Below are 22,338 nucleotides of genomic sequence, written 5' to 3'. Positions count from 1 at the left end.
GATCAGTCCAGTAAAGAGAGAGTGACAGGCGTCAGGTGATTGTCCTCGACGCGCACTTGCAGTTCGCCTTCGCCGAGTTTGGCTTTGAGGCGCTGGCCGGTGTGGGTCTGTGCAGCGTTGCGAATCGCATGGCCACGCTCATCGAGCAAAATGCTGTAACCGCGACCGAGCGTCGCCAATGGGCTGACCACGTGCAGCGTCTGCATCTGACTGTGCAATTGCAGGCGCCGGTTTTTTAGACCTTCGCGCATGGCGCGAGGCAAGCGTTCGGCGAGGCTGTCGAGTCGCTGGCGCAACATCGCCAATTGCCGCCCCGGATGCTGGCCGGCGAGGCGTGTTTCCAGGCGGATCAGGCGCTCGCGACGGGTATTGAGATGGCGCTCGAACGCCCGACGCATGCGCATGTCCAGATCATCCAGGCGCTGAGCCTGTTGGCGCAGACGTTCGCCGGGATGGCGCAAGCGACGGGCCATGCCTTCCAAGCGCAGACGATCACGCATCAAACGGTCGCGCATGCGCATCACCAAGCGCCGATGCAGGCTTTCGACCTGACGGATCAGATGACTGGAATCGGGCGCGAGTAATTCGGCAGCCGCAGACGGCGTCGGTGCGCGCACGTCGGCAACAAAGTCGCTGATCGACACATCGGTTTCATGGCCGACGGCGCTGACAATCGGCGTCACGCAGGCATCAACGGCACGGGCTACAGCTTCTTCGTTGAAGCACCAGAGGTCCTCCAGCGAGCCGCCGCCACGGGCGAGGATCAGTGCGTCGAAACCACGGGCATCGGCCATTTTCAGCGCGCGGACGATTTGCGCGGTGGCTTCCCGGCCTTGTACGGCAGTCGGAATCAGCGTCAGTTGCACCTGCGGCGCACGGCGGCGGAATACGCTGATGATGTCGCGAATCACCGCGCCGGTTGGCGAGCTGATGATGCCGATGCGCTGCGGATGCGCGGGCAACGGCACTTTGCGTTCGGCACTGAACAGACCTTCGGCGCTGAGCTTTTCCTTCAGCGCATCGAAGGCCAGACGCAGTGCACCGTCACCGGCAGGTTCGACAGTGTCGAGAATCAACTGATAGTCGCCACGGCCTTCGAACAGCGAAACCTTGCCACGCACCTTCACCGCCAGGCCGTCCTTCAACGCCTGACGCACTCGCGCAGCGTTCTGCCGGAACAGCGCGCAACGCACCTGCGCGCCGCTGTCCTTGAGGGTGAAATAGATGTGGCCGGACGCCGGGCGCGCGAGGTTGGAGATTTCGCCTTCGACCCAGATGTTGCTGAACACGTCTTCGAGCAACACCCGCGCGCGGCCGTTGAGCTGGCTGACGGTCAGGACCTCACGGTCCAGGCCAAGTCTTGCAAAGGGATCTTTAATCATGGGGCGCAGTTTAAAGGCATTTGCCGTCGAATCACCATGACACCGCACAAAACCCTGTGGGAGCGAGCCTGCTCGCGAAAGCTTCTTATCCTTCGACATCTTCAGTGGCTGACAGTCCGCTTTCGCGAGCAGGCTCGCTCCCACGAGGGGGATTGGTGAAGGTCTGGAGGAAGTGTTGGATCAGCGGGGTCGGATTCTGCCGGTAGGCGAGGGCGACGGTGCTTTGGCAATCGGGATCGGTCAGCGGCAGAAATCGTACGCCGCTTGGGGCGATGTCCTGCATCGATTCCGGCAGCAGGGCGATGCCGAATCCGGCCTGAATCAGCTGGAGCTGGGTGGTCTTGCGCGACATGACCCGCGCCGCTCGCGGAAAGAAGCCCTGACGCATGCACAATTCAGCACACAGATAACTCAGACCGCCGCGTTGCGGATGCGGGATCGAGATGAATGCCTCGTCCTTCAGTTGGGCCAGGTCGACACGCTCAGCCTCGGCCAATCGATGATTCATCGGCACTGCCAACAGCAACCGTTCAGTAAACAGCGGCACAATCTGAATACCTTCGCGCTGGCGCAACACTGGCAGGCGCAGCAGGCCGACATCGAGGCGTCCTTCGACGAGTTCTTCCAGTTGCGCTTCCGAAGAGAGTTTGCCGATATCCAGTGACACGCCAGGCTGTTGCTGCAGATAAGCGCCGAGATCACTGAGCAGCCGGCCACTGATAGACACAGTGCTGGAGTGACTGAGGCGCAAGGTGCCGAGCTGGCCATTGCCGACTTCGGTGGCCATGGCGCTAGCCTTGCTCAGCTCATTGAGCAAATTTTTTGCTCGCGGCAAAAACGCTTCGCCCGCTGCTGTGAGGCGAGGCTGGCGCGCGGTGCGTTCGAACAGCGGGGTCTGCAGGCGCGTCTCCATGTCCTTGATCTGCCGGCTCAGCGCCGATTGCGCAACGAATAAACGTTCAGCGGCGGCACTGAAGCTGCCGCAGTCGGCGATTTCGACGAAGTAACGCAGTTGACGGGTTGAAAGCACCAGTTATGCCTTTTTGAGATGGGTGATCGACTTTGAAGATATTAGTCGCAACCCTCGGCGCTGGCTAAAGTCATCTCAGGCTTATTAAGGAAGCGGATCGATGAGTGTGGCGGGGTTGTTGAGTGAATGGGCGTGGGGCGCTGGCGGCTGGGCTGTGATTGGGTTGGGCATCGCATCGGCTTACATCGTGTTCGGCATTGCCGGATTTGGCACCGCACTGGTGGCGGGGCCGATTCTGCTTCTGTTCATGCCGTTGTCGAAGATTGTGCCTCTGTTGGTGCTACTGGATTTCGTTGCAGCGTTCGGCAACCTGCTGCCGTCGCGGCGGGATGTGGCCAAGCCGGAGTTGTTGCGGCTACTGCCGTGCATGGCGCTGGGCTGCACGCTGGGAGTGATTTTCCTGCTTAATCTGAAATCCGATCTGTTGCTGTTGTTGATGGGCCTGTTTATCAGCGCTTATGCGGTTTACAGCCTGTGGGTCAAAGCCCGGCCGGCGCAATTGTCGGCGGCCTGGGCAGTGCCGATGGGCACGGTGGGCGGGTTGTTCGGCGCGCTGTTTGGCAGTGGTGGCTTTCTATATGCGATTTATCTCAACAGTCGACTGCCGAAAGACGCTGCGCGGGCGACGCAAAGTGCGCTGATCAGTTGCAGCACGGTGGTGCGTTTGAGCCTGTTTGCCATCGCCGGTGTGTATGCCGAGCTACCCTTATTGATGCTGGCCTTGTGTTTGTTGCCGGCCATGGTGCTGGGGTTGTGGATCGGGCGGCGCTTGACCATGAAGTTGTCGCGCGAGGCGTTTGTGCGGCTAGTGACATGGCTGGTGCTGGCGAGCGGGCTGGCGTTGATCGGACGCTACCTCAGCACTTGACCGGATTTTGTCAGGGATTAAGCTGCCGGCCTTTAGGGCCTCTTCGCGAGCAGGCTCGCTCCCACAGGGAACTGCATGCCATTGTGGGAGCGAGCCTGCTCGCGAAGGCGTCAGAAGTCACACCGCAGGATTTCCCATGAATTCGCAAAGCATCATCGTCCCGAAAATCTCCACCCTGCCGGTCCACGAACCCCGGGCCCGGGCGATCGTGCGCTGGCTGGTGCGCAAGAACATCATCAAAGAAGAGCTGACAACCTGTGGCCGCACCGGCAACCGCATGGCTTACGCGATTGCCGATGGCGCCCGCGCCGTGGTCCTGCACCCGCAAGCGCTGCCATTTGGTGAGCCGATCAACGGGCTGGAGATCGTCACCAAACGCTGCATCTACACGCCGGCCAAGGGCTTTCTCGAAGAGGCTGGTTGTGCCGAGTGTCGTCGCGAGATCGGCGAAGCGCTGTTTGAAAGCCTCGAAGACTGGATGCCGGGGCGCACCGACAACTTCACCTGCCCGGAATGCGGTCACGAAGACGACATCAACGGCTTCCTGTACCTGCAGGAGTGCGGGTTTTCCAACCTCGGCTTCATCTTCAATAACTGGCTGGAGGCGGGCTTCAAGCAGAGCTTTATCGATGAGTTCGCCGATTGGCTCGATCAACCTGTCTCTTGGGTCAAGGTGGAGCTGTAGCGGCGGGGGTCTCCGTATATCAGCAACATTGATATTAAGCTGAGTTTTACATTGAACAGCAGGGGGTGGATGACTATAATGGCGCGCTTCCATTTTCCCGCTCGGGAGCCCCCGCGATGCTGCGTATCAGCCAAGAAGCTCTGACATTCGACGACATTCTCTTAGTGCCTGGTTATTCCGAGGTGCTTCCTAACGAAGTCAGTCTCAAGACCCGCCTTACCCGTGGCATCGAGCTGAACATTCCTCTGGTTTCTGCTGCAATGGACACCGTCACTGAAGCCCGTCTGGCAATCGCCATGGCTCAGGAAGGTGGCATCGGCATTATCCACAAGAACATGACCATCGAGCAGCAAGCTGCCGAAGTGCGTAAGGTCAAGAAGTTCGAAGCCGGCGTCGTCAAGGATCCGATCACCATCGAGGCTGATGCCACGGTACGTGACCTGTTCGAATTGACCCGCATGCACAACATTTCCGGCGTTCCGGTCCTGCACGATGGCGACCTGGTCGGCATCGTCACTTCCCGTGACGTGCGTTTCGAAACCCGTCTGGAAGCCACCGTACGTGAAGTGATGACGCCTAAAGAGCGTCTGGTCACCGTGCGTGAAGGCGCCGACAAGAACGAAGTCCGCGAGCTGCTGCACAAGCACCGTCTGGAAAAAGTTCTGATCGTCGATGACAAGTTTGCCCTCAAAGGCATGATGACCGTCAAAGACATCGAAAAAGCCAAAGCCTACCCGCTGGCCAGCAAGGACGATCAAGGTCGTCTGCGCGTTGGCGCTGCGGTCGGTACGGGTAAAGACACCGGTGACCGTGTAGCGGCTCTGGTCAACGCTGGCGTGGACGTCGTGGTAGTCGACACCGCGCATGGTCACTCCAAAGGCGTGATCGACCGCGTTCGCTGGGTTAAAGAGAATTTCCCTGAAGTGCAGGTGATCGGCGGCAACATCGCCACCGGCGCCGCAGCCAAGGCTCTGGCCGAAGCTGGCGCTGATGCGGTCAAGGTCGGTATCGGCCCTGGCTCGATCTGCACCACCCGTATCGTCGCCGGTGTCGGCGTCCCGCAAATCAGTGCCATCGCCAACGTCGCCGCTGCCCTTGAAGGCACTGGCGTACCGTTGATCGCCGACGGCGGTATCCGTTTCTCCGGTGACCTGTCCAAGGCCATCGTAGCCGGTGCTTCCTGCGTGATGATGGGCTCGATGTTCGCCGGTACTGAAGAAGCGCCGGGCGAAATCGAACTGTTCCAGGGCCGTTCGTACAAGGCGTATCGCGGCATGGGTTCGCTGGGCGCCATGTCCCAGGCTCAAGGTTCCTCCGACCGTTACTTCCAGGACTCCTCGGCAGGTGCCGAGAAACTCGTTCCGGAAGGCATCGAAGGCCGTGTGCCTTACAAAGGCACCCTGAGCGCGATCATTCACCAGTTGATGGGCGGTCTGCGTTCCTCGATGGGCTACACCGGTAGCGCCAACATCGAAGAAATGCGCACCAAGCCTGAGTTCGTACGGATCACCGGCGCTGGCATGGCCGAATCCCACGTTCACGACGTGCAGATCACCAAAGAAGCGCCAAACTACCGCGTAGGTTGAGCCTTCAAGCAACAAGCAAAGCAACCGGGGCTGTTTGATTCAGCCCCGAGTTGTTTCTGAATCACGACTGTTTCTGAACGACTTAGACGAGACTGAATCATGGCCCTCGATATTCACGCTCACCGCATCCTGATCCTCGACTTCGGCTCGCAATACACCCAACTGATCGCCCGCCGCGTGCGCGAAATCGGTGTGTACTGCGAACTGCACCCGTTCGACATGGACGAAGATGCGATCCGCGAATTCGCTCCTAAAGGCGTCATCCTCGCCGGCGGCCCCGAGTCCGTGCACGTCGCCGACAGCCCGCGTTGCCCACAGGCAGTGTTCGATCTGGGCGTACCGGTTTTCGGTATCTGCTACGGCATGCAGACCATGGCTGAGCAACTGGGCGGCAAGGTTGAAGGTTCCGAGCTGCGTGAGTTCGGTTACGCCCGCGTTGACGTGGTCGGCAAGAGCCGCCTGCTCGACGGCATTGAAGACCACATTGACGCTGACGGCCTGTTCGGCCTCGACGTATGGATGAGCCACGGTGACAAAGTCACCAAGATGCCGGAAGACTTCCACATTCTGGCCAGCACCCCGAGCTGCCCGATCGCCGGCATGTTCAACGACGACCGTGGCTACTACGGCGTGCAGTTCCACCCGGAAGTAACCCACACCAAGCAGGGCGGTCGCATCCTGTCGCGCTTCGTCCTCGACATCTGCGGCTGTGAAGCCCTGTGGACCCCGTCGAAGATCGCTGAAGACGCCATCGCCAACATCCGCGCACAGGTCGGCACCGACAACGTGCTGCTGGGTCTGTCCGGCGGCGTTGACTCTTCGGTAGTTGCTGCGCTGCTGCACAAAGCCATCGGCGACCAGCTGACCTGCGTCTTCGTCGACAACGGCCTGCTGCGTCTGCACGAAGGCGAGCAAGTGATGGCCATGTTCGCCGAGAACATGGGCGTCAAGGTGATCCGCGCCAACGCTGAAGAGCAGTTCCTCAACAACCTGGCCGGCGAAGCTGACCCGGAAAAGAAGCGCAAGATCATCGGTCGCACCTTCATCGACGTATTCGATGCCCAGTCGAACAAACTGGAAAACATCAAGTACCTCGCTCAGGGCACCATCTACCCGGACGTGATCGAGTCGGCTGGCGCGAAAAGCGGCAAGGCCCACGTGATCAAGTCGCACCACAACGTGGGCGGCCTGCCGGAAGAGATGAACCTGAAACTGGTCGAGCCACTGCGCGAACTGTTCAAGGACGAAGTTCGTCGTCTGGGTCTGGAGCTGGGCCTGCCGTACGACATGGTCTACCGTCACCCGTTCCCGGGCCCGGGCCTGGGCGTGCGCATCCTCGGTGAAGTGAAGAAGGAATATGCCGACCTGCTGCGTCGCGCTGACCACATCTTCATCGAAGAACTGCGCAAAGCCGACTGGTACCACAAGGTCAGCCAGGCCTTCGTCGTGTTCCAGCCAGTGAAATCGGTTGGCGTTGTTGGCGACGGCCGTCGTTACGCCTGGGTTGTGGCCCTGCGTGCTGTAGAAACAATCGACTTCATGACCGCGCGTTGGGCTCACCTGCCTTACGAACTGCTGGAAACCGTATCCGGCCGCATCATCAATGAAATCGAAGGCATCTCTCGCGTCACTTACGACGTGTCGAGCAAGCCGCCGGCGACGATTGAGTGGGAATGATCTCACTACTCGTTGATTAACGAAAAACCCTTGGCCTGAAGCCAAGGGTTTTTTCGTTTCATGCCTTGAAAACGGGTTAGTTGGGTAAGCGACTTTGCAGGGTCAGGCCGATCTCTATCAGGCGCTGGGATAAAGCGCCGAGGTTACGGAACATGATGCCGCTGATCCGGGGCATCGACTGTGCCCAGATGTAAAACTGACCATTCCTGCAATTTACTATTGTTCGAACGATATTGCTGGAGCTGTCGCGACGCACGAGCATGTAGGTATTTTGCATTTTTTTGAGCATGAACATGCCGTTGCGATTGAGGAGTGTGTTCTCTGCTGCCTCAGTCCATTGCGGCATAGGTGTTTCGATCTGCAAGCGCAGATCGGCGAATAGAATATCGGATGAGTTGCGCGTCGTTGCCCCGTTATCAAACGGGCCCCGAGTGACTTTCAGTCCCGGGTCGATACTGACTCCGGGCACTTCGCTGGGCACCGCTTCTTCAATACGTAAACCGATGCCGCCCCTGAGTTCGCTTATGCCTGGCAGATTTCTGAAAGCGTTGGTGTTCGTTGCCTCGACCAGGGCAACCCATTTTCCGGGTCTGTTAAGGAGCTCGTCACCCCACATGATTTGAGAGGCGAGCCGGGCGTGGATCATCTGCTCTTCGATCGAAGTCAGCGGTATTTTCAGTTTGTAACTGTGTGCGACTTCAAGACCATGGCTGCGGATGCCATTGGCCTGGGCAGCCTTGATCAGTTCGAGCATGTTGAATCGGTCATCAGGGTCGGTACTCAGGCTGGACAAGTAGCCTCGAAGATCCTCTGACATCTCTCCCGACAGGTAAAAGTCGTTGAGGTCTGCCTGGGCAAAATCGCTCAGCAAACCACGTACATAAAGTGTGTCGATATGCCGTGCGAACGCCGGCATGTTTTCGATCATGAAACGCATGCTGGCGATGCGATCAAGGGTTTCGCCGACGACCAGTCCATCGGTATTGGCAAAGATGCGATCAATCAACTCAGCCGTCTGCATCTCGGCATCGATTGGCGGGATGACTGGCCGTGCGGGCAGGTTGGTCCAGTTCAGCTCTGAGTAATACTCTTTGGCCTCGTTTAGCAGGAACGAGCGTTTTTCGCGAAAATAGGCCGCGTACGTATCGGCAGTTGATGGGTTACCACGGTTTGCGCTGGAGAGCTCGGCGAAAGTCTCGGGCAGGTTCATTGCCCATCTTTTCATTTTCGCAATGTCCATTCCTACGATGTCGTTCAGGGGCGTAACCAGACGCAGTGGTCGCGCAACTGGTGAAACCGGTTCAACGAGGGGAAGCTCCGCTGACGGGGTTGATGAGGCTGGGGCCGAGGATGAGGACGAGGGCAGGTCAATGCCCAGTAAACAGGCCTTGCCCACGCATTGGCCGCCTCCCCTGAGGCGCAACGCGGGTATGCGTTCCCACTTGCCGCTACTACTCAAGCGTACTGGCAACGAGTAAGCGAACTGATTGGGTCGCTCGGGATTGACGATGGCCCAGTGGCCAGTGTCTTCGGATTCGGCAAAGTAGCGCACGTAGTAAGCCGCACCCTCTATTTCGATGGCATAGCCCGGCTCCTTGTCCAGGCGGTAAATGCCCTCATACTTGCCTGGAGCTGCCTCTGCAGAACGCTGGGCAAGTAGCTCGTTGCATCGATATTTGGCAGGAATCTTTGGAACAGACCAACCTTGGCGCGCAGCCGCCGTGGCCAACTGCCGGGTGGATGCGATGGTGGTCTCGGTGGCGATTTCGTTTGCCAGCTCAACGGTCGCCTGTGGATCAATCGTCGCGACTGGCGGTTGATCCACAGGCGGCAAGAAGGGTGCGTCAGGCGCAGTGAACTCGACCAACCCGAGCATTTCTTGCGCTTCGGCAAACTCCACCTGCGGGCCCACTTCAAGTTGCGCGCCCGTGCTGATCAGAAACGGAATGTTGAACACAATGTCGATCGCATTCAGCACTGCGCCGGTAACTCCGGCCTTGCGTTCGGTTGGCGTGGTGCCGTTGATGGCCTGATCGATGTTCAATCCCATGTTCGCGATGCTGGCGCCAATCAAAGGCAACGCCAAAGGCCAGCCCACCGCTGCCATCGGGCCGAATACTTTCAGACCGGCACTCAAATAACCGATCCAGAGTTTTTTGCGCAATTGACTGTTGGAAGTGAGTACAAGGTGCGCCTCGGCAACCATGGCCGTACGTGTCGACTCGCTCAACCAAGTGAATGCGTCACCGCTGATCGCGACGTTGCTGCGATTGATCATTTGATGATCGCTGTGACCCCAAGTGCTCACCAGGCGGTTCATCAGATCGGTGAGGTTTTCGGTCAAGTGATTGCGGTCAGCCAGCGGGAAATGCTTGAGAAAAGCCGTGCGCTTGTCCTCTGAATTCATCTGCTCCAGCATCCACCAATGCAGATCCGCTTCATTCTCCATCAAGAGGAATGTCTGGGCTTCGCCTGGCAAGTAAAGGGTCTGGCGGCCACTGTCTTCCACCAGACGCAGTGCATTGGAGGCTACGTGGCCATCGAGATCCAGCGCCCGCACTTCAGCACCGACCGGGTGTAACGCTTGCAGCATTGGCAAGGTAACGGGCCAGGTGACGGGCCCGATTACCGAGACGACGACGCGCTGAAAGTCAGTTCCGTCAAGGTCACCCTGTTGCAGCGCCTGCACCGCCAGGCTGAGAAAGTTGCACTTTGCCAGGGCTCGGAAGTTATCCGACGAGGTTTGCCAGAAAGTCGTCAGTTGGCCTATGTAGCGCGCGCTGAAGTCGACGTCCCAGAACGCCTTCAGCACATCACTGCCCAGCAACCGGACTTCATTGCTCTGATTGAAGTTTTCTGCCTCCGGGCCATCCGAGTAGAACCCGCAGTAAAGACCAAGCAGATCTGCGTTGTCTTGATCAGTCGCGCGAAAGCGATGGATCACCAACTGTGTGAGGGTGAGCGTTTCGTAAGGCTTTTCCAGCAAATGTTCCCAACCCGTGAAGGTCAGCGTGCTGCTCTGCGCCGTGTTGAAACGGTGGAAGTAAACACGGTCGGAATCGAGGCCGGACAGTCCGTTGTCCGCCAGTATTTCGTTGGCAACTTGATGGGCAGCGTCGAGCAGACTCGGGCAGGTCTGCACGATCGTCGCAGCAATGGCTTTGAGGGCGGTTTTGTCCGCAGCGTTTGGCAGGAGACGTCGTTCGGGGGAGGTCATGCGTTCTTCATCCTTGAGAAACAAAGACTGAGCATGACCGATTCGCTCAAGGGCAGTGCACTACCCGGCTACCGCATATTGCTCCCCTATTGATAATAGAGTGGGGTGATGGAGGAGGGCTGTTTGTCCGGCGTCCTCCAGGCGCTAGCTGGATTCGCAAGTGCAGAGGAAGGTTGATGAAAAATGCCAGTCAGTTTTGCTGACTGGCATTTTTCGTTGTCGGGCCTTCCTTGCTCAGTTTTAACCGGAGAGCCTCAATCAGGGATCCGGCTACGCAATATCAGCCCGGTATCGGACAACCGTTGAGACATGTCCTTCAGGTTGGCGAATGCGATGTCATTCACCCGCTGCCACGCAGGTCGGTGGAGGGAGACCTTGCCGTCACTCGATCGAGTGATCGGTGTGCGTTGCAGCATGCCTTGTTTGCTGCGGTGGATCAGCGTGTAGCGCTCACCTGTTTTTTCGAACAGATACATGCCGCGCCTGTACAACAGATTCTCCAGCGTTTCTTCGGTCCAGGTCACCTCGGGTGCGGGCATTTTCAAGCGCAGATCGGCGCGCAGAAAGTCTGGATTTCCTTGTCTGACAGTGCCGCCGGGCGAGCTGCCGCGTGGTACTTCAATACCCGGATCGACATCCACGCCCAGCTCTTCACCGGCGCCGACTTCATCGATTCGCAAGCCTATTCCCCCCTTCAGTTCACTGATGCCCAGCAGTCCTCTGAAGGTATTGGTGCTGTGAGCATCGGTTGCTACGATCCATTTTCCCGGGCTGTTGAGGTAGACGTCACCGGTCATGATGTCGTTGGTCAGGAAGGTGTTCATCATTTGCTCGTCGACGGAGGGCAGCGGTGTTTTCATTTTGTAGCTGGCGGCGCAATCGATCGCCTGAATCCGAACCCCGTTCGCTCGCGCGACCTGGACCAGTTCCAGTGGGTTGAATCGACCGGCGGGATCGGTGCCCAGACTGTTCAAGTAAGTGTGTAAATCCGCAGTCATATTGCCGCTGGTGAAGTAGCGGTTCAGTTCCACTTGAGCGAAGTCACTGAGCAGGCCGCGCAGGTAGAGGGTTTTCACGTGTCGGGCCAGCGCCGGCATGTTTTCGATCAGAAAACCCATGCTGGCAATGCGATCAAGGGTTTCTCCGACCACCAGTCCGGAGGCACTTTCAAAAACGCCATCGACAAGATCGGTCAGTGGCATCAGCCGGTTGATCTCGGGTATCACCGGGCGCGGGGGCTGGATGACCCACGGCAGGTTCTTGAAAAAACCTCGGGCTGAACTTTGCAGAAGTTGGCGTTTGCCGGCGGCATACAACTCGAACGGATCGTCCATGGCGAAACCGCCGGCACCGTCGGGCTGCAACCGGGCATGGGTTTCGTTGAGGTTTAACGCCCAGGCTTTTATCGAACGGCGTACCGACGGTTCGATGTCAAAGGCACTGGTCACCGGGCGTGGGGGCCTCGATGTCGAGGGTTGCGGTTCTTCTGCCGGTTGCACGGGCGTTTCGGGCGAGGCAGGTTCGAAGGTGTCGAGTTCGAGATCCGGAGTGCATTGTTTGCCCATGCACTGGCCGCCACCCTTGAGACCCAAGGCTGGCATGCGCTCCCATTCTCCTTCGCCATTGAGACGGACAGGCAGCGCGTGGACAAGCTGGTTTGGGCGCTCAGGGTCGACGATCGCCCAGTCGCCGTTGCCGTGAGCGTTGGCGAAGTAGCGCACATAGTACGGCGTGTCATTCATCAGAATGGCATAGGGCGGATCCGAGTCGAGGCGGTAGACACCGTGGAACTTCCCGGACTCTTCGCCGAGTGCTGTGCCATCAAGCAGCTCGTTGCATTGGTAACGTTCGGGCACCGGAGGCGGTAGGGCGTTTTGCGCCGGAATTAGCGTCGTTTCATCGACATTTGGCAGGGTGATGTCGGCATCGTCCGGCACCATGATCGGCTCTTGGTAATCGGCTTTGGCAGAGGCATTCCAGGTTTCGCTGTACTCAGCCATCTCGGCGGCTTCTGCAGCCTCGACCTCGGCGCCAACCTCCAGCATCGGCCCGGTGCCGATCAGCAATGGAAGGTTGAATAACAGATTGATACCACTCAAAACCGCACCCAGCACGCCGGCCTTGCGTTCGGCCCTTGTCTTGCCGTTTTGCGCCTGATCGATATTCAGACCCATGCTCGCAAGGGTGGCGCCAATCACCGGTAACGCCAGCGGCCAACCGACAGTGGCCATCGGAGCAAATACCTTGAGGCCCGCACTCAGATAGCCGATCCACAGTTTCTTGCGCAGATCGCCATTGGATGTCAGAGACAGGTGGGCTTCAGCAAACATCGCCTGACGTGTTGAGTCGCGCAGCCAACTGAATGCATCATCGCTCAGTTCCTGGTTTGTGCGGTTGATCAGGTGATGGTCGGCCCGGCCCCAGGTGGCCACCAACCGATTCATCAGATCGGGCATGTTCTCGCTCATGTGCTGACGATCGGCGAGGGCAAAATGCTCCAGGAAGGTCGCGCGGCGTTTGGCGTCGTTCAGTTGATCCAGAACCCACCAATGCAGGTCTGCCGGCGTTTCCTTGACCACGAACGCTGCGGTCGCACTCGGCAGATAGATAATCTGCCGACCGGCAGAATCGACGAAGCGTAGCAATTGCGTGGAGATATGCCCGTCAATGTCGAAGGCGAACACATCCCCCGTTGTCGTGTGGCTTGATTGCAACATGCTCAGGGTGACCGGCCAGCTAACCGGTCCCACCACTGAGTCCACCAGCCATTGAAAGTCACTGCGGGTGAGTTGCCCAAGGTCCAACGCCTGCACTGCACGGCTAAGGAAATTGCACTTGGCCAAGGTGCGGAAATCCTCGCCGTGGCTGTTCCAGAAGTCCGTCAGCGTGGCGCTGTAGTACCCACTGAAATCGAGGCTCCAGAACGCCTTCAAGACCTCGTTGCCGTGCAGGCACACCTGGTTTTTTTCGTCGAAATTTTCGCCCTGCGGACCTTCGCTGTAGAAGCCACCGTACAGATCGGGCAGGTCGGCGTTGTCCTGGTCGGTGGCACGAAAACGATGAATGACCAGCTGTGTCAGGGTCATCGATTCGTAGGGTTTCTCGCGGATGTGCTCCCAGCCGGTAAACGAGCGAGTGCTGCTCTGGGCCGTCTTGAAGCGATGGAAATAAACCTCATCCGGGTCGAGGCTCGACAGGCCTTTTGCTTCCAGCAGATCACGGGCGGCTTCATGGGCAGCGTCCTGCAGTCCGGGGCAATTGTGGACGACGGTATAGGCGATTCGCTTCAGAGCTGCCTTGTCTGCCGCGTTAGGCAGAAGGCTTTGTTGGGTGGCGTACATGCTTTCTCCATCCTTGAGAAATGAAGGCCGAGCATGGCCGATTCGCTCAAGAGGAGTGCACTACATATATACCGCACATGATCGTTGGAAACGTGTCGGGGTCAGCGCCGTGCCACGTCGGAAAAGTAGAATTTGTCGAGGGTGTGGCGGGATTCGGTGTACTCGAACTGACGCCCGTCCTGGAGGAAGGTCTGGTTGCTGACCACGATCACATGGCTCTGGCCATCGAGGTCCAGGTGCAGTTGATCATCCTTGCTGCGCGGCACCGCTTCGATGGTGCGTTGGGCGTAGGCAATCTGTAGCTGCAGGGTCTGCTCGATATGGGCGTAGATCGATTGCTCGGCGATGTCGAGGGACAGGCCGGGAATCACTTCGCTGACGAAGTGGTTGATGTCGAGGATCACGCGTTTACCGTCGATCCGCCGCACACGTTTGATTCGGGTGATGAGGCTGCCGGGTTCGGCATGGATGTGCTCGAGCAGGGCACCTTCGAGCGGGATCTGGCTCAGCTCGACCACTTCGGTGCTGACATCTTTGCCCAGGCGCGGATAGGTTTCCTGGAAACTGACGATGCCGCCGAGCTGAAATTCGATCGGGTTGGTCGAAAGCACAAAGGTGCCCTTGCCGTGGATTTTCTGCGCAAAGCCGCGCTCCTGAAGCAGTTCAATGGCTTTGCGCACCGTGCCTCGGCTGGCCTGATAGCTGTCCATCAGTTCGGTTTCGGAAGGCAGGCGTGCGCCGCGCTCCAGGCGTTCAGTCGTGATGCTGGCCAGCAGATCGCTATAGATCTGGTTGTATTTGCTCATGGGTAGGCTCGGTGCCGACTGTGCTCAAAGCTTCGAACCTTAAGGCCAGGGTAGGGCTTTGTCCATGTGGGCGATGGAAATCACCCTAAGGCAGGGTAGGAAAATTCGCCTTCGGTCTGGCAGGAACATACATAAACAAACTCGTCTGTACGAGTTGTTGCATTAACTCGTACAGACGAGTATTTTTCGCTTCGGCGTGCTGCCAATAACAACAATCCATAGCGGAAGAACTAGCATGAGCCACGACTATCCGAACATCACCAGGCAATTGCTGCAAAGCCTCGGCGGCAGCGACAACCTCGAACAGGCCGCCCATTGCGTCACGCGGTTGCGGCTGGCCCTGAAAGATCCGGGCCTGGTCGACAGTGCCATGCTCAACCAGATCGACCTGGTCAAAGGCTCGTTCTTTACCGGTGGCCTGTATCAGGTGGTGATCGGTCCGGGCGAAGTGGAAAAGGTCTATGCCGAACTGCGTCGTCAGACCGGTCTCGCGGCGTCGACGATCGCTGACGTCAAACAAAAAAGCACTGAAAAAATCAACGCCATGCAGCGTCTGGTGCGGGTGTTTTCCGACGTGTTCATGCCGATTCTGCCGGCACTGATCATTGCCGGCCTGCTGATGGGCATCAACAATCTGCTGGGTGCCAAAGGCATGTTCATCGACGGGCAGACCCTGCTCGATGCCTACCCGAAACTCGATGGGCTATGGAGCCTGATCAATCTGATGGCCAACACCTCGTTCGTGTTTCTGCCAGCGCTGGTGGGCTGGTCGGCGGCCAAGCGCTTTGGCGGCAGCGAGATCCTCGGCATCGTGCTCGGTCTGATGCTGGTGCACCCGGATCTACTCAACGCCTGGAACTACGGCAAGGCCGTGGCCGGGCTGGACGGGCAGCAGTTGCCGTACTTCGACATTCTCGGATTGTTTCAGGTGGAAAAGGTCGGCTATCAGGGGCAGATCTTGCCGATTCTGCTGGCCGCTTACGTAATGAGCGTCATCGAAAAATGGCTGCGCGCGCGCGTGCCCAACGCCATTCAGTTACTCGTGGTACCGATCACCACCATCGTCGTTACCGGCGTATTGGCGCTGGCCGTGATTGGCCCGGTAACCCGCCACATCGGCATCTTCATCACCGAAGGGCTGGTCATGCTGTTTGACCTGGCACCAATGGTGGGTGGCGCCATTTTCGGTCTGCTGTATGCGCCGCTGGTGATCACCGGCATGCACCACATGTTTCTCGCGGTCGACCTGCAATTGATCTCGACCCAGGGCGGTACCTTCATCTGGCCGATGATCGTCATGTCCAACCTTGCTCAGGGCAGTGCCGCCCTGGCGGTGTTCTGGATGACCCGTAATGCACGGGACAAGAGCATGGCGTCGACTTCGGCAATCTCTGCCTACTTCGGTATCACCGAGCCGGCGATGTTCGGCGTCAACCTGCGCTACAAGTTTCCGTTTTATGCCGCGCTGACCGGTTCGGCACTGGGCTGCGTGTTCCTGTCGCTGAACAAGGTTCAGGCCTCGGCCATCGGCGTCGGCGGACTGCCGGGGTTCATCTCGATCATCCCGCAGTACATCCCGATGTTTGTGCTGGGGATGCTGATTGCCATGCTCGTGCCGTTTGTTTTGACCTGTGCATTGAGCATGAAGATTGTCCGGCCCGGTTATCGGGTTGCCTGAACAATCGCTTTCGCGAGCAGGCTCGCTCCCACAGTTGATTGCATTTCAATCTGGGCGCGAGCCGCACGGACTTATTGAAGGAGTTGTGCCATGCAAGACTGGCAGCGTTCGGTGATCTACCAGATCTATCCGAAGAGTTTTCATAGTCACGCCGGCAACCCGACGGGTGATCTGCTCGGTATCGTCGCCAAACTCGATTACCTGAAGTGGCTGGGCGTCGACTGTTTATGGATAACGCCATTTCTGCGTTCGCCGCAACGCGATAACGGCTATGACATCAGCGATTACTACGCCATCGACCCGAGCTACGGCAGCATGGCCGACTGCGAATTGCTGATCGCCGAGGCGGGCAAGCGCGGGATCAAGCTGATGCTCGACATCGTGGTCAATCACACCTCGATCGAACACGTCTGGTTTCAACAGGCGCGCAGCAGCCTCGACAACCCGTACCGTGACTTCTACATCTGGCGTGATCAGCCGAACAACTGGGAATCCAAGTTCGGCGGTTCCGCCTGGGAGTACGAAGCCCAGACCGGTCAGTATTACCTGCACCTGTTCGACCACACCCAGGCCGACCTGAATTGGGACAATCCCAAGGTGCGCGCTGAAGTATTCCGGATGATGCAATTCTGGCGAGACAAGGGCGTCGGCGGTTTTCGCCTGGACGTGATCAATCTGATCTCCAAGCCTGCGGACTTCCCCGAAGACGACAGCGATGGCCGACGCTTTTATACCGACGGGCCGAATGTCCACGCGTACTTGCAGCAGATGCACCGCGAAGTCTTCGAAGGGCACGACCTGATCAATGTCGGCGAGATGTCATCGACCAGCCTCGAACACTGCATTCGCTATTCGAATCCGCAGTCGAAAGAGTTGTCGATGACCTTCAACTTTCATCACCTGAAAGTCGATTATCCAAACCTGCAGAAGTGGGTACGCGCCGACTTCGATTTCCTTCAGCTAAAGAAAATTCTGTCCGACTGGCAGACCGGCATGCAGGCGGGTGGCGGCTGGAACGCGCTGTTCTGGTGCAACCACGATCAGCCGCGCGTGGTCTCGCGCTTCGGCAACGACGGCGAGTACCGCGAATGCTCGGCGAAGATGCTCGGCACCGCACTGCACTTTCTGCAGGGCACGCCGTTCGTGTATCAGGGCGAAGAGTTGGGCATGACCAATCCGGGGTTCGAATCGATCGAGCATTATCGCGATGTCGAGACGCTGAACATTTTTCGCCTCAAGCGCGAGGCCGGCAGCAGCGATACCGACAACATGGCAGCGATCATGCAGAAATCCCGCGATAACGGGCGCACGCCGATGCACTGGGACGCCGGGCCAAACGCCGGTTTCAGCCGTGTCGAACCGTGGATCGGAGTGCCGGCCAATGCTGCGCAGATCAACGTCGCAAACCAGCTCGACGACCCGGACTCGGTGTTGCATCACTACCGCCGTCTGATCGCGCTGCGCCGCAGTGAACCGTTGATCACCGACGGGCTGTACCAACAATTACTGCCCGAACATCCGCAGGTCTGGGCGTATGTGCGTGAAGGTGACGCCGAGCGTTTGTTGGTGGTGAACAACTTCTACGGGACAACCTGTGAAGTGGAATTACCGGCGACGGTCATCAGTGAATCGATGAGCCAGCGCCAGTTGATCAGCAATTATCCAGAGGGCGCGTTGCGCAAGCGCCAGGTGACGTTGCGACCTTACGAGTCCTTCGTCCTGCACCTGATCGATCCCTGACCTTTAACTAAAAAAACAACGTTCAAAAAACACGCAGAGCACTGCGCGGGGGATTTCTGCGCGCCGAATTCATGCAACCAGACAATAAAAACAATGGGGTGGCTTATGAAAACAACAATAAATCGCAGCCTTGCAGTCGCAGGTTTTTGCCTGGCCTTACCGCCAACGTCACAAGCGCTGGAGTTTGGCGGCTACCTGCGCAGCGGTGTCGGCACGTCAGTCAACAGCAGCGGTCAGTCGTGCTTCCAGTTACCGGGTGCGCAGACCAAATATCGCTTGGGTAACGAATGCGAGCAGTACGGCGAACTCGAGTTGCGGCAGGACCTGTACACCCTTGACGACGGTTCGGTACTGAGTGTCGACGGGATGGCCTCGCTGTATAACCGTTACGACCGCAGCCCCACGTTCAAAGACGACAATGGTTCGATCCGCTTGCCGCAGGCCTACGCACAGTGGTCGGCGATGCCCGCGCTCAACGGTGGTTCATTGTGGGCCGGACGCCGTTACTACAAGCGCAATGACATCCATATTTCCGACTTCTACTACTGGAACCAGAGCGCCACGGGGGGCGGGGTCGAAGACGTGTTGATCGGCGATCTGAAATACAGCTACGCCTTCTCGCGCAAGGACAACCTGTACCAGAAGGACTACATCAATCGGCACGACTTCAACATCGCCGGTTTCAAGACCAATCCTGGCGGTGAGCTGGAGTTCGGCTTGAGTTATATCGACAAACCCGACAGCCGCGATGCCCACCGGGGCTGGGCGATCACCACGCAACATGTGCAGACGGATTTTCTCGGCGGCAAAAACAAACTGGCGCTGCAATACGGTGAAGGGCCGGGCACCGGACTGGGTTATACCGGCAACGTCAAACTGGACGACAGCAATAAAAGTTATCGAGTCGTCGAGTTTTTCGACTGGCAGGTGACGCCGCGCTTCGGCGGCCAGATTGAAGCGGTGTACCAGAAAGACATCCGCCCGGACGGTGTCGACCAGAACTGGATCTCGCTGGGGGTGCGACCGACTTATGCGCTCAGCGAACACTTCAAACTGGTCACCGAGCTGGGTCACGATCAAGTCGAAGCTCCGGGGGGTACGCGCAAACTGAGCAAATTTACCTTTGCCCCGACCTGGTCGCCGAAAGGCCCGGAGTTCTGGGCGCGTCCCGAGGTGCGGCTGTATTACACGTACGCCACCTGGAACGAGGCGGCCAAACGCGCGGCCAACGAACTGGCCAAAGGCTCGGCACTCTCCGACACCGGCGCCTTCGGTAGCGCTCGCCACGGTGCGAATGTCGGATTGCAGGTCGAATACTGGTGGAAATAAGCGATGCTGATGGAGCGTCGCGCTCCATGGGCACTTCAAAGAACAAAACTGCAGGTGACGTCATGGCCACACCCCAACCATTGCAATTGCTGGCTCCCTTGTCCGGTGTCCTGATCGCGCTTGAGCAGGTGCCCGATCCGGTGTTTTCCGGGCGCGTGATCGGCGACGGTCTGTGCATCGACCCGACTTCATCGACCCTGTGTGCGCCCATGGCCGGCGTCATCAGCAACGTGCAGGCCAGCGGGCATGCCGTGAGCATCACCGATGACCATGGCGTACAAGTGTTGATGCACATCGGCCTTGATACCGTGAACCTCGGCGGGCAAGGCTTCACCCGCCTCGTTGAAGAGGGGCAACGGGTTGCCGCCGGACAAGCGTTGATCGAATTCGACGCAGATTACATTGCCCGGCATGCGCGCAGCCTGATGACGTTGATGCTGGTGGTCAGCGCAGAGCCGTTCACCTGGCGGGTCGCGTCGAGCGGATGGGTCGAAACCGGTCAGCCGTTGCTTGAGCTCGCCCGTACTCAGGCTTGTGGCGTGGATGCTGGCGCGGCAGAAGGTCAGGCCGTGTTCTCTCAAACGTTGAAACTGCCCAATCCCAACGGATTGCACGCGCGCCCGGCAGCGGTGTTCGCGCAAGCGGCAAAGGGCTTCGCGGCAAAGATTTACCTGCATAAACAGCAGGCTCAGGCCAACGCCAAATCCCTGGTGGCGATCATGGCGTTGCAGACCGCGTGCGGCGACAGCGTGCAGGTCAGTGCGGTGGGCGAAGATGCTGACGCGGCAATCGAGGCGCTGACTCGATTACTGATTGAAGGCTGCGGTGAAACGGTGACGGCGGTGGCGCCTGTCGAGCTGGTCGAAACCGAGGTTCTGACCCTGTTGCGTGGCGTCTGCGCGTCACCCGGTTCGGCGTTGGGCCAAGTGGTGCAGATCAGCGAGCCGGTGTTCGACGTCAGCGAGTTCGGCGGCGGAGCAGACGGCGAGCGCGAGGCCCTCGCCAATGCCCTGATCGAAGCCGATCTGGCCTTGCAGCATTTGCGCGACACCGCCGCTGGCGAGGCCGAGGCCGAGATCTTCAAGGCGCATCAGGAACTGCTCGAAGATCCGGGGCTGCTCGATCAGGCCCAGGCATTGATCAGTGAAGGCAAAAGCGCGGCGTTTGCCTGGCGCGCGGCCACTGAAGAAACCGCGGCGATGTTTCGCCAACTGGGCAGTGCGTTGCTGGCTGAACGGGCGGCGGACCTGACCGATGTCGGGCGCCGCGTGCTCAAGCTATTGCTGGGGATAGGCGAGCAGGCGATGGAGCTGCCGCATGGAAGCATTCTGATTGCCGATCAACTGACCCCGTCGCAGACCGCCGGCATCGATACCAGCAAGGTGCTGGGTTTTGCCACGGTCGGCGGCGGCGCAACCAGTCACGTGGCGATTCTTGCGCGCGCCTGTGGTCTGCCGTCGATCTGCGGGGTGCCGGTGCAGATGTTGGCGTTGAGTAACGGCACCCCGGTGTTGCTCGATGCCGACAAGGGCGAATTGCATGTGCGTCCCGATCCTGCGGCCGTCAGTCAATGGCAGGCGCGGCACGCACAACAGCGTCAACGCCATGAGCATGAGTTGGCCAGCGCAACGCTCGCGGCGCGGACCCGTGACGGCCATCACATCGAGGTGTCGGCCAACGTCGCCTCGTTAGCGGAAACCGAGCAGGCCATGGCCCTCGGCGGTGCGGGCGTCGGCCTGCTGCGTTCGGAGTTTCTCTACCTGGACCGTAATCATGCGCCGAGCCATGACGAACAGGCTGCGACCTACAGCGCCATCGCTCGCTGCGTGGGACCTGCGCACAATCTGGTGGTGCGCACCCTTGATGTCGGTGGTGACAAACCGCTGGCCTACGTGCCGATGGACAGCGAAACCAACCCGTTCCTTGGCGTGCGCGGCATTCGTTTGTGCCTGGAGCGCCCGCAGTTATTGCGGGAGCAGTTCCGGGCCATGCTCGGCTGCTGCGAGCTGACACGTTTGCACATCATGTTGCCGATGGTCACACAACTGTCGGAGCTGCGTCTGGCGCGGCAAATGCTCGACGAGGAAATCCTCGCGCTGGGGCTAACGCAACGGCCGAAACTGGGGATCATGATCGAGGTGCCGGCCGCGGCGCTGATGGCGGACCTGTTTGCGCCGCTGGTGGATTTCTTCTCGATCGGCACCAATGACCTGACGCAATACACCCTGGCGATGGATCGCGATCACCCGCGTCTGGCCAGTCAGGCGGACAGTTTTCATCCCTCGGTATTGCGCCTGATCGCCATGACCGTCAAGGCCGCGCACGCCCATGGCAAATGGGTCGGAGTCTGCGGGGCAATGGCCTCGGAACGTCTGGCGGTGCCGTTGTTGCTGGGGTTGGGCGTGGATGAACTGTCGGTGAGCGTGCCGATGATTGCACCGGTAAAGGCGACGGTGCGCGAACTCGAGCTGGCCGATTGTCAGATCATCGCCCAACAGGTGCTGGGGCTGGAAAGTGCCGGGCAGGTGCGCGAGGCGTTGCAGCTCTTTCACGAGGCAACCGTCGATACTTTACGGGTTCTGGAGAACTGAAGATGTTGGATAAATTGCAGAAGGCATTCTGGAAGGCCCTGACCCCGGATCTGGTGGTGGACACACCCGAAGCACCCGCCGAGCCGAGCGCCGGATTGAGTGCCGCCATCGTCGCGGCGCTGGGCGGTGTGGATAACCTCCAGTCACAGCAACCGCTGGCGTTGACGCGGGTGCGGGTAGTATTGCGTGATGTGTCGGGTATCGATCAACAGGCGTTGAGCGCCGCCGGGGTCGCGGGCGTGATGCCCTTGGAGGATGGTGTCGTGCACCTGATTACCGGGCTGCGACCTTAAGCCGGTCAAGGGCATGCGGCCTCAGGTCGCCCTTACTGTTTCTCAACCGCAGGTGTATCGTATTCGCCTTTTGCAGGCTTTCAGGGCCTGTCGCTGATACGTGAGGTAGTTGAGT

At 59.0% G+C, this 22,338-nt stretch carries 14 protein-coding genes; 9 read left to right on the top strand and 5 right to left on the bottom strand.

Translation table 11 applies throughout. The features are described 5' to 3' along the window. Positions 1-2: 2 nt before the first annotated feature. Both xseA and CKW14_RS19615 read right to left on the bottom strand, forming a co-directional pair. Positions 3-1,382 (bottom strand): exodeoxyribonuclease VII large subunit, encoded by a 1,380-nt coding sequence (gene xseA, locus CKW14_RS19620; RefSeq protein WP_016984362.1) that lies wholly within the window; start codon positions 1,380-1,382, stop codon positions 3-5. A gap of 85 nt (positions 1,383-1,467) precedes the next feature. After that, the gene (locus CKW14_RS19615; RefSeq protein ID WP_095125905.1) at positions 1,468-2,412 is read right to left on the bottom strand and encodes a LysR family transcriptional regulator; all 945 of its coding nucleotides are present in this window, start codon (positions 2,410-2,412) and stop codon (positions 1,468-1,470) included. Positions 2,413-2,512: 100 nt separating this feature from the next. On the opposite strand from CKW14_RS19615, the gene CKW14_RS19610 reads away from it, so the two are divergent. The 4 genes from CKW14_RS19610 (at position 2,513) to guaA (ending at position 7,228) form a co-directional block, all read left to right on the top strand. Beyond that, complete coding sequence (locus CKW14_RS19610; protein WP_095048344.1) at positions 2,513-3,280, top strand: sulfite exporter TauE/SafE family protein; 768 nt, start codon at positions 2,513-2,515, stop codon at positions 3,278-3,280. 136 nt (positions 3,281-3,416) lie between these two features. Beyond that, complete coding sequence (locus CKW14_RS19605) at positions 3,417-3,965, top strand: sugar ABC transporter ATPase (protein ID WP_095048343.1); 549 nt, start codon at positions 3,417-3,419, stop codon at positions 3,963-3,965. Positions 3,966-4,081: 116 nt separating this feature from the next. Next, positions 4,082-5,551, top strand: coding sequence for an IMP dehydrogenase (gene guaB / locus CKW14_RS19600; RefSeq protein ID WP_034156270.1), 1,470 nt, complete (start codon positions 4,082-4,084; stop codon positions 5,549-5,551). 99 nt (positions 5,552-5,650) lie between these two features. Continuing rightward, complete coding sequence (gene guaA / locus CKW14_RS19595) at positions 5,651-7,228, top strand: glutamine-hydrolyzing GMP synthase (RefSeq protein WP_093430638.1); 1,578 nt, start codon at positions 5,651-5,653, stop codon at positions 7,226-7,228. A 76-nt stretch (positions 7,229-7,304) separates the two neighbouring features. On the opposite strand, the gene CKW14_RS19590 is transcribed toward guaA, so the two are convergent. From CKW14_RS19590 to treR, 3 genes are all read right to left on the bottom strand, one after another. Further along, positions 7,305-10,445 carry a membrane-targeted effector domain-containing toxin gene (locus CKW14_RS19590; protein ID WP_095125904.1) on the bottom strand — a complete coding sequence of 1,047 codons (3,141 nt, stop codon included), beginning with the start codon at positions 10,443-10,445 and terminating at the stop codon, positions 7,305-7,307. Between the two features lie 254 nt (positions 10,446-10,699). Then, positions 10,700-13,786, bottom strand: coding sequence for a membrane-targeted effector domain-containing toxin (locus tag CKW14_RS19585; protein ID WP_095125903.1), 3,087 nt, complete (start codon positions 13,784-13,786; stop codon positions 10,700-10,702). 101 nt (positions 13,787-13,887) lie between these two features. Then, positions 13,888-14,592 carry a trehalose operon repressor gene (gene treR, locus CKW14_RS19580; RefSeq protein ID WP_095048339.1) on the bottom strand — a complete coding sequence of 235 codons (705 nt, stop codon included), beginning with the start codon at positions 14,590-14,592 and terminating at the stop codon, positions 13,888-13,890. 235 nt (positions 14,593-14,827) lie between these two features. On the opposite strand from treR, the gene treP reads away from it, so the two are divergent. From treP to CKW14_RS19555, 5 genes are all read left to right on the top strand, one after another. Then, the gene (treP, locus tag CKW14_RS19575) at positions 14,828-16,270 is read left to right on the top strand and encodes a PTS system trehalose-specific EIIBC component (protein ID WP_095125902.1); all 1,443 of its coding nucleotides are present in this window, start codon (positions 14,828-14,830) and stop codon (positions 16,268-16,270) included. A 90-nt stretch (positions 16,271-16,360) separates the two neighbouring features. Then, entirely contained in the window at positions 16,361-18,010 is a 1,650-nt protein-coding gene (treC, locus tag CKW14_RS19570) for an alpha,alpha-phosphotrehalase (RefSeq protein ID WP_095125901.1), read from the top strand. 105 nt (positions 18,011-18,115) lie between these two features. Further along, entirely contained in the window at positions 18,116-19,339 is a 1,224-nt protein-coding gene (locus CKW14_RS19565; protein WP_095125900.1) for a carbohydrate porin, read from the top strand. Positions 19,340-19,401: 62 nt separating this feature from the next. Then, positions 19,402-21,930, top strand: a complete 2,529-nt coding sequence (ptsP, locus tag CKW14_RS19560) for a phosphoenolpyruvate--protein phosphotransferase (protein ID WP_095048394.1) — start codon at positions 19,402-19,404, stop codon at positions 21,928-21,930. Positions 21,931-21,932: 2 nt separating this feature from the next. Continuing rightward, positions 21,933-22,223, top strand: a complete 291-nt coding sequence (locus CKW14_RS19555) for a PTS transporter subunit EIIB (protein WP_095125899.1) — start codon at positions 21,933-21,935, stop codon at positions 22,221-22,223. Positions 22,224-22,338 lie beyond the last annotated feature (115 nt).

The sequence above is a fragment of the Pseudomonas sp. Irchel s3a12 genome, assembly GCF_900187485.1.
Taxonomy (GTDB): Bacteria; Pseudomonadota; Gammaproteobacteria; order Pseudomonadales; family Pseudomonadaceae; genus Aquipseudomonas; species Aquipseudomonas neuropathica.
The sequence above is the reverse complement of the archived record's forward strand: the minus strand, read 5'-3'. Positions and strand labels throughout refer to the sequence as shown.

Bases quoted from the DNA above. Each gene is read 5' to 3' on its own strand.
- xseA (WP_016984362.1), bottom strand. From the start codon at position 1,382: ATGATTAAAGATCCCTTTGCAAGACTTGGCCTGGACCGTGAGGTCCTG.
- CKW14_RS19610 (WP_095048344.1), top strand. From the start codon at position 2,513: ATGAGTGTGGCGGGGTTGTTGAGTGAATGGGCGTGGGGCGCTGGCGGC.
- CKW14_RS19605 (WP_095048343.1), top strand. From the start codon at position 3,417: ATGAATTCGCAAAGCATCATCGTCCCGAAAATCTCCACCCTGCCGGTC.
- guaB (WP_034156270.1), top strand. From the start codon at position 4,082: ATGCTGCGTATCAGCCAAGAAGCTCTGACATTCGACGACATTCTCTTA.
- guaA (WP_093430638.1), top strand. From the start codon at position 5,651: ATGGCCCTCGATATTCACGCTCACCGCATCCTGATCCTCGACTTCGGC.
- CKW14_RS19590 (WP_095125904.1), bottom strand. From the start codon at position 10,445: ATGACCTCCCCCGAACGACGTCTCCTGCCAAACGCTGCGGACAAAACC.
- CKW14_RS19585 (WP_095125903.1), bottom strand. From the start codon at position 13,786: ATGTACGCCACCCAACAAAGCCTTCTGCCTAACGCGGCAGACAAGGCA.
- treR (WP_095048339.1), bottom strand. From the start codon at position 14,592: ATGAGCAAATACAACCAGATCTATAGCGATCTGCTGGCCAGCATCACG.
- treP (WP_095125902.1), top strand. From the start codon at position 14,828: ATGAGCCACGACTATCCGAACATCACCAGGCAATTGCTGCAAAGCCTC.
- treC (WP_095125901.1), top strand. From the start codon at position 16,361: ATGCAAGACTGGCAGCGTTCGGTGATCTACCAGATCTATCCGAAGAGT.
- CKW14_RS19565 (WP_095125900.1), top strand. From the start codon at position 18,116: ATGAAAACAACAATAAATCGCAGCCTTGCAGTCGCAGGTTTTTGCCTG.
- ptsP (WP_095048394.1), top strand. From the start codon at position 19,402: ATGGCCACACCCCAACCATTGCAATTGCTGGCTCCCTTGTCCGGTGTC.
- CKW14_RS19555 (WP_095125899.1), top strand. From the start codon at position 21,933: ATGTTGGATAAATTGCAGAAGGCATTCTGGAAGGCCCTGACCCCGGAT.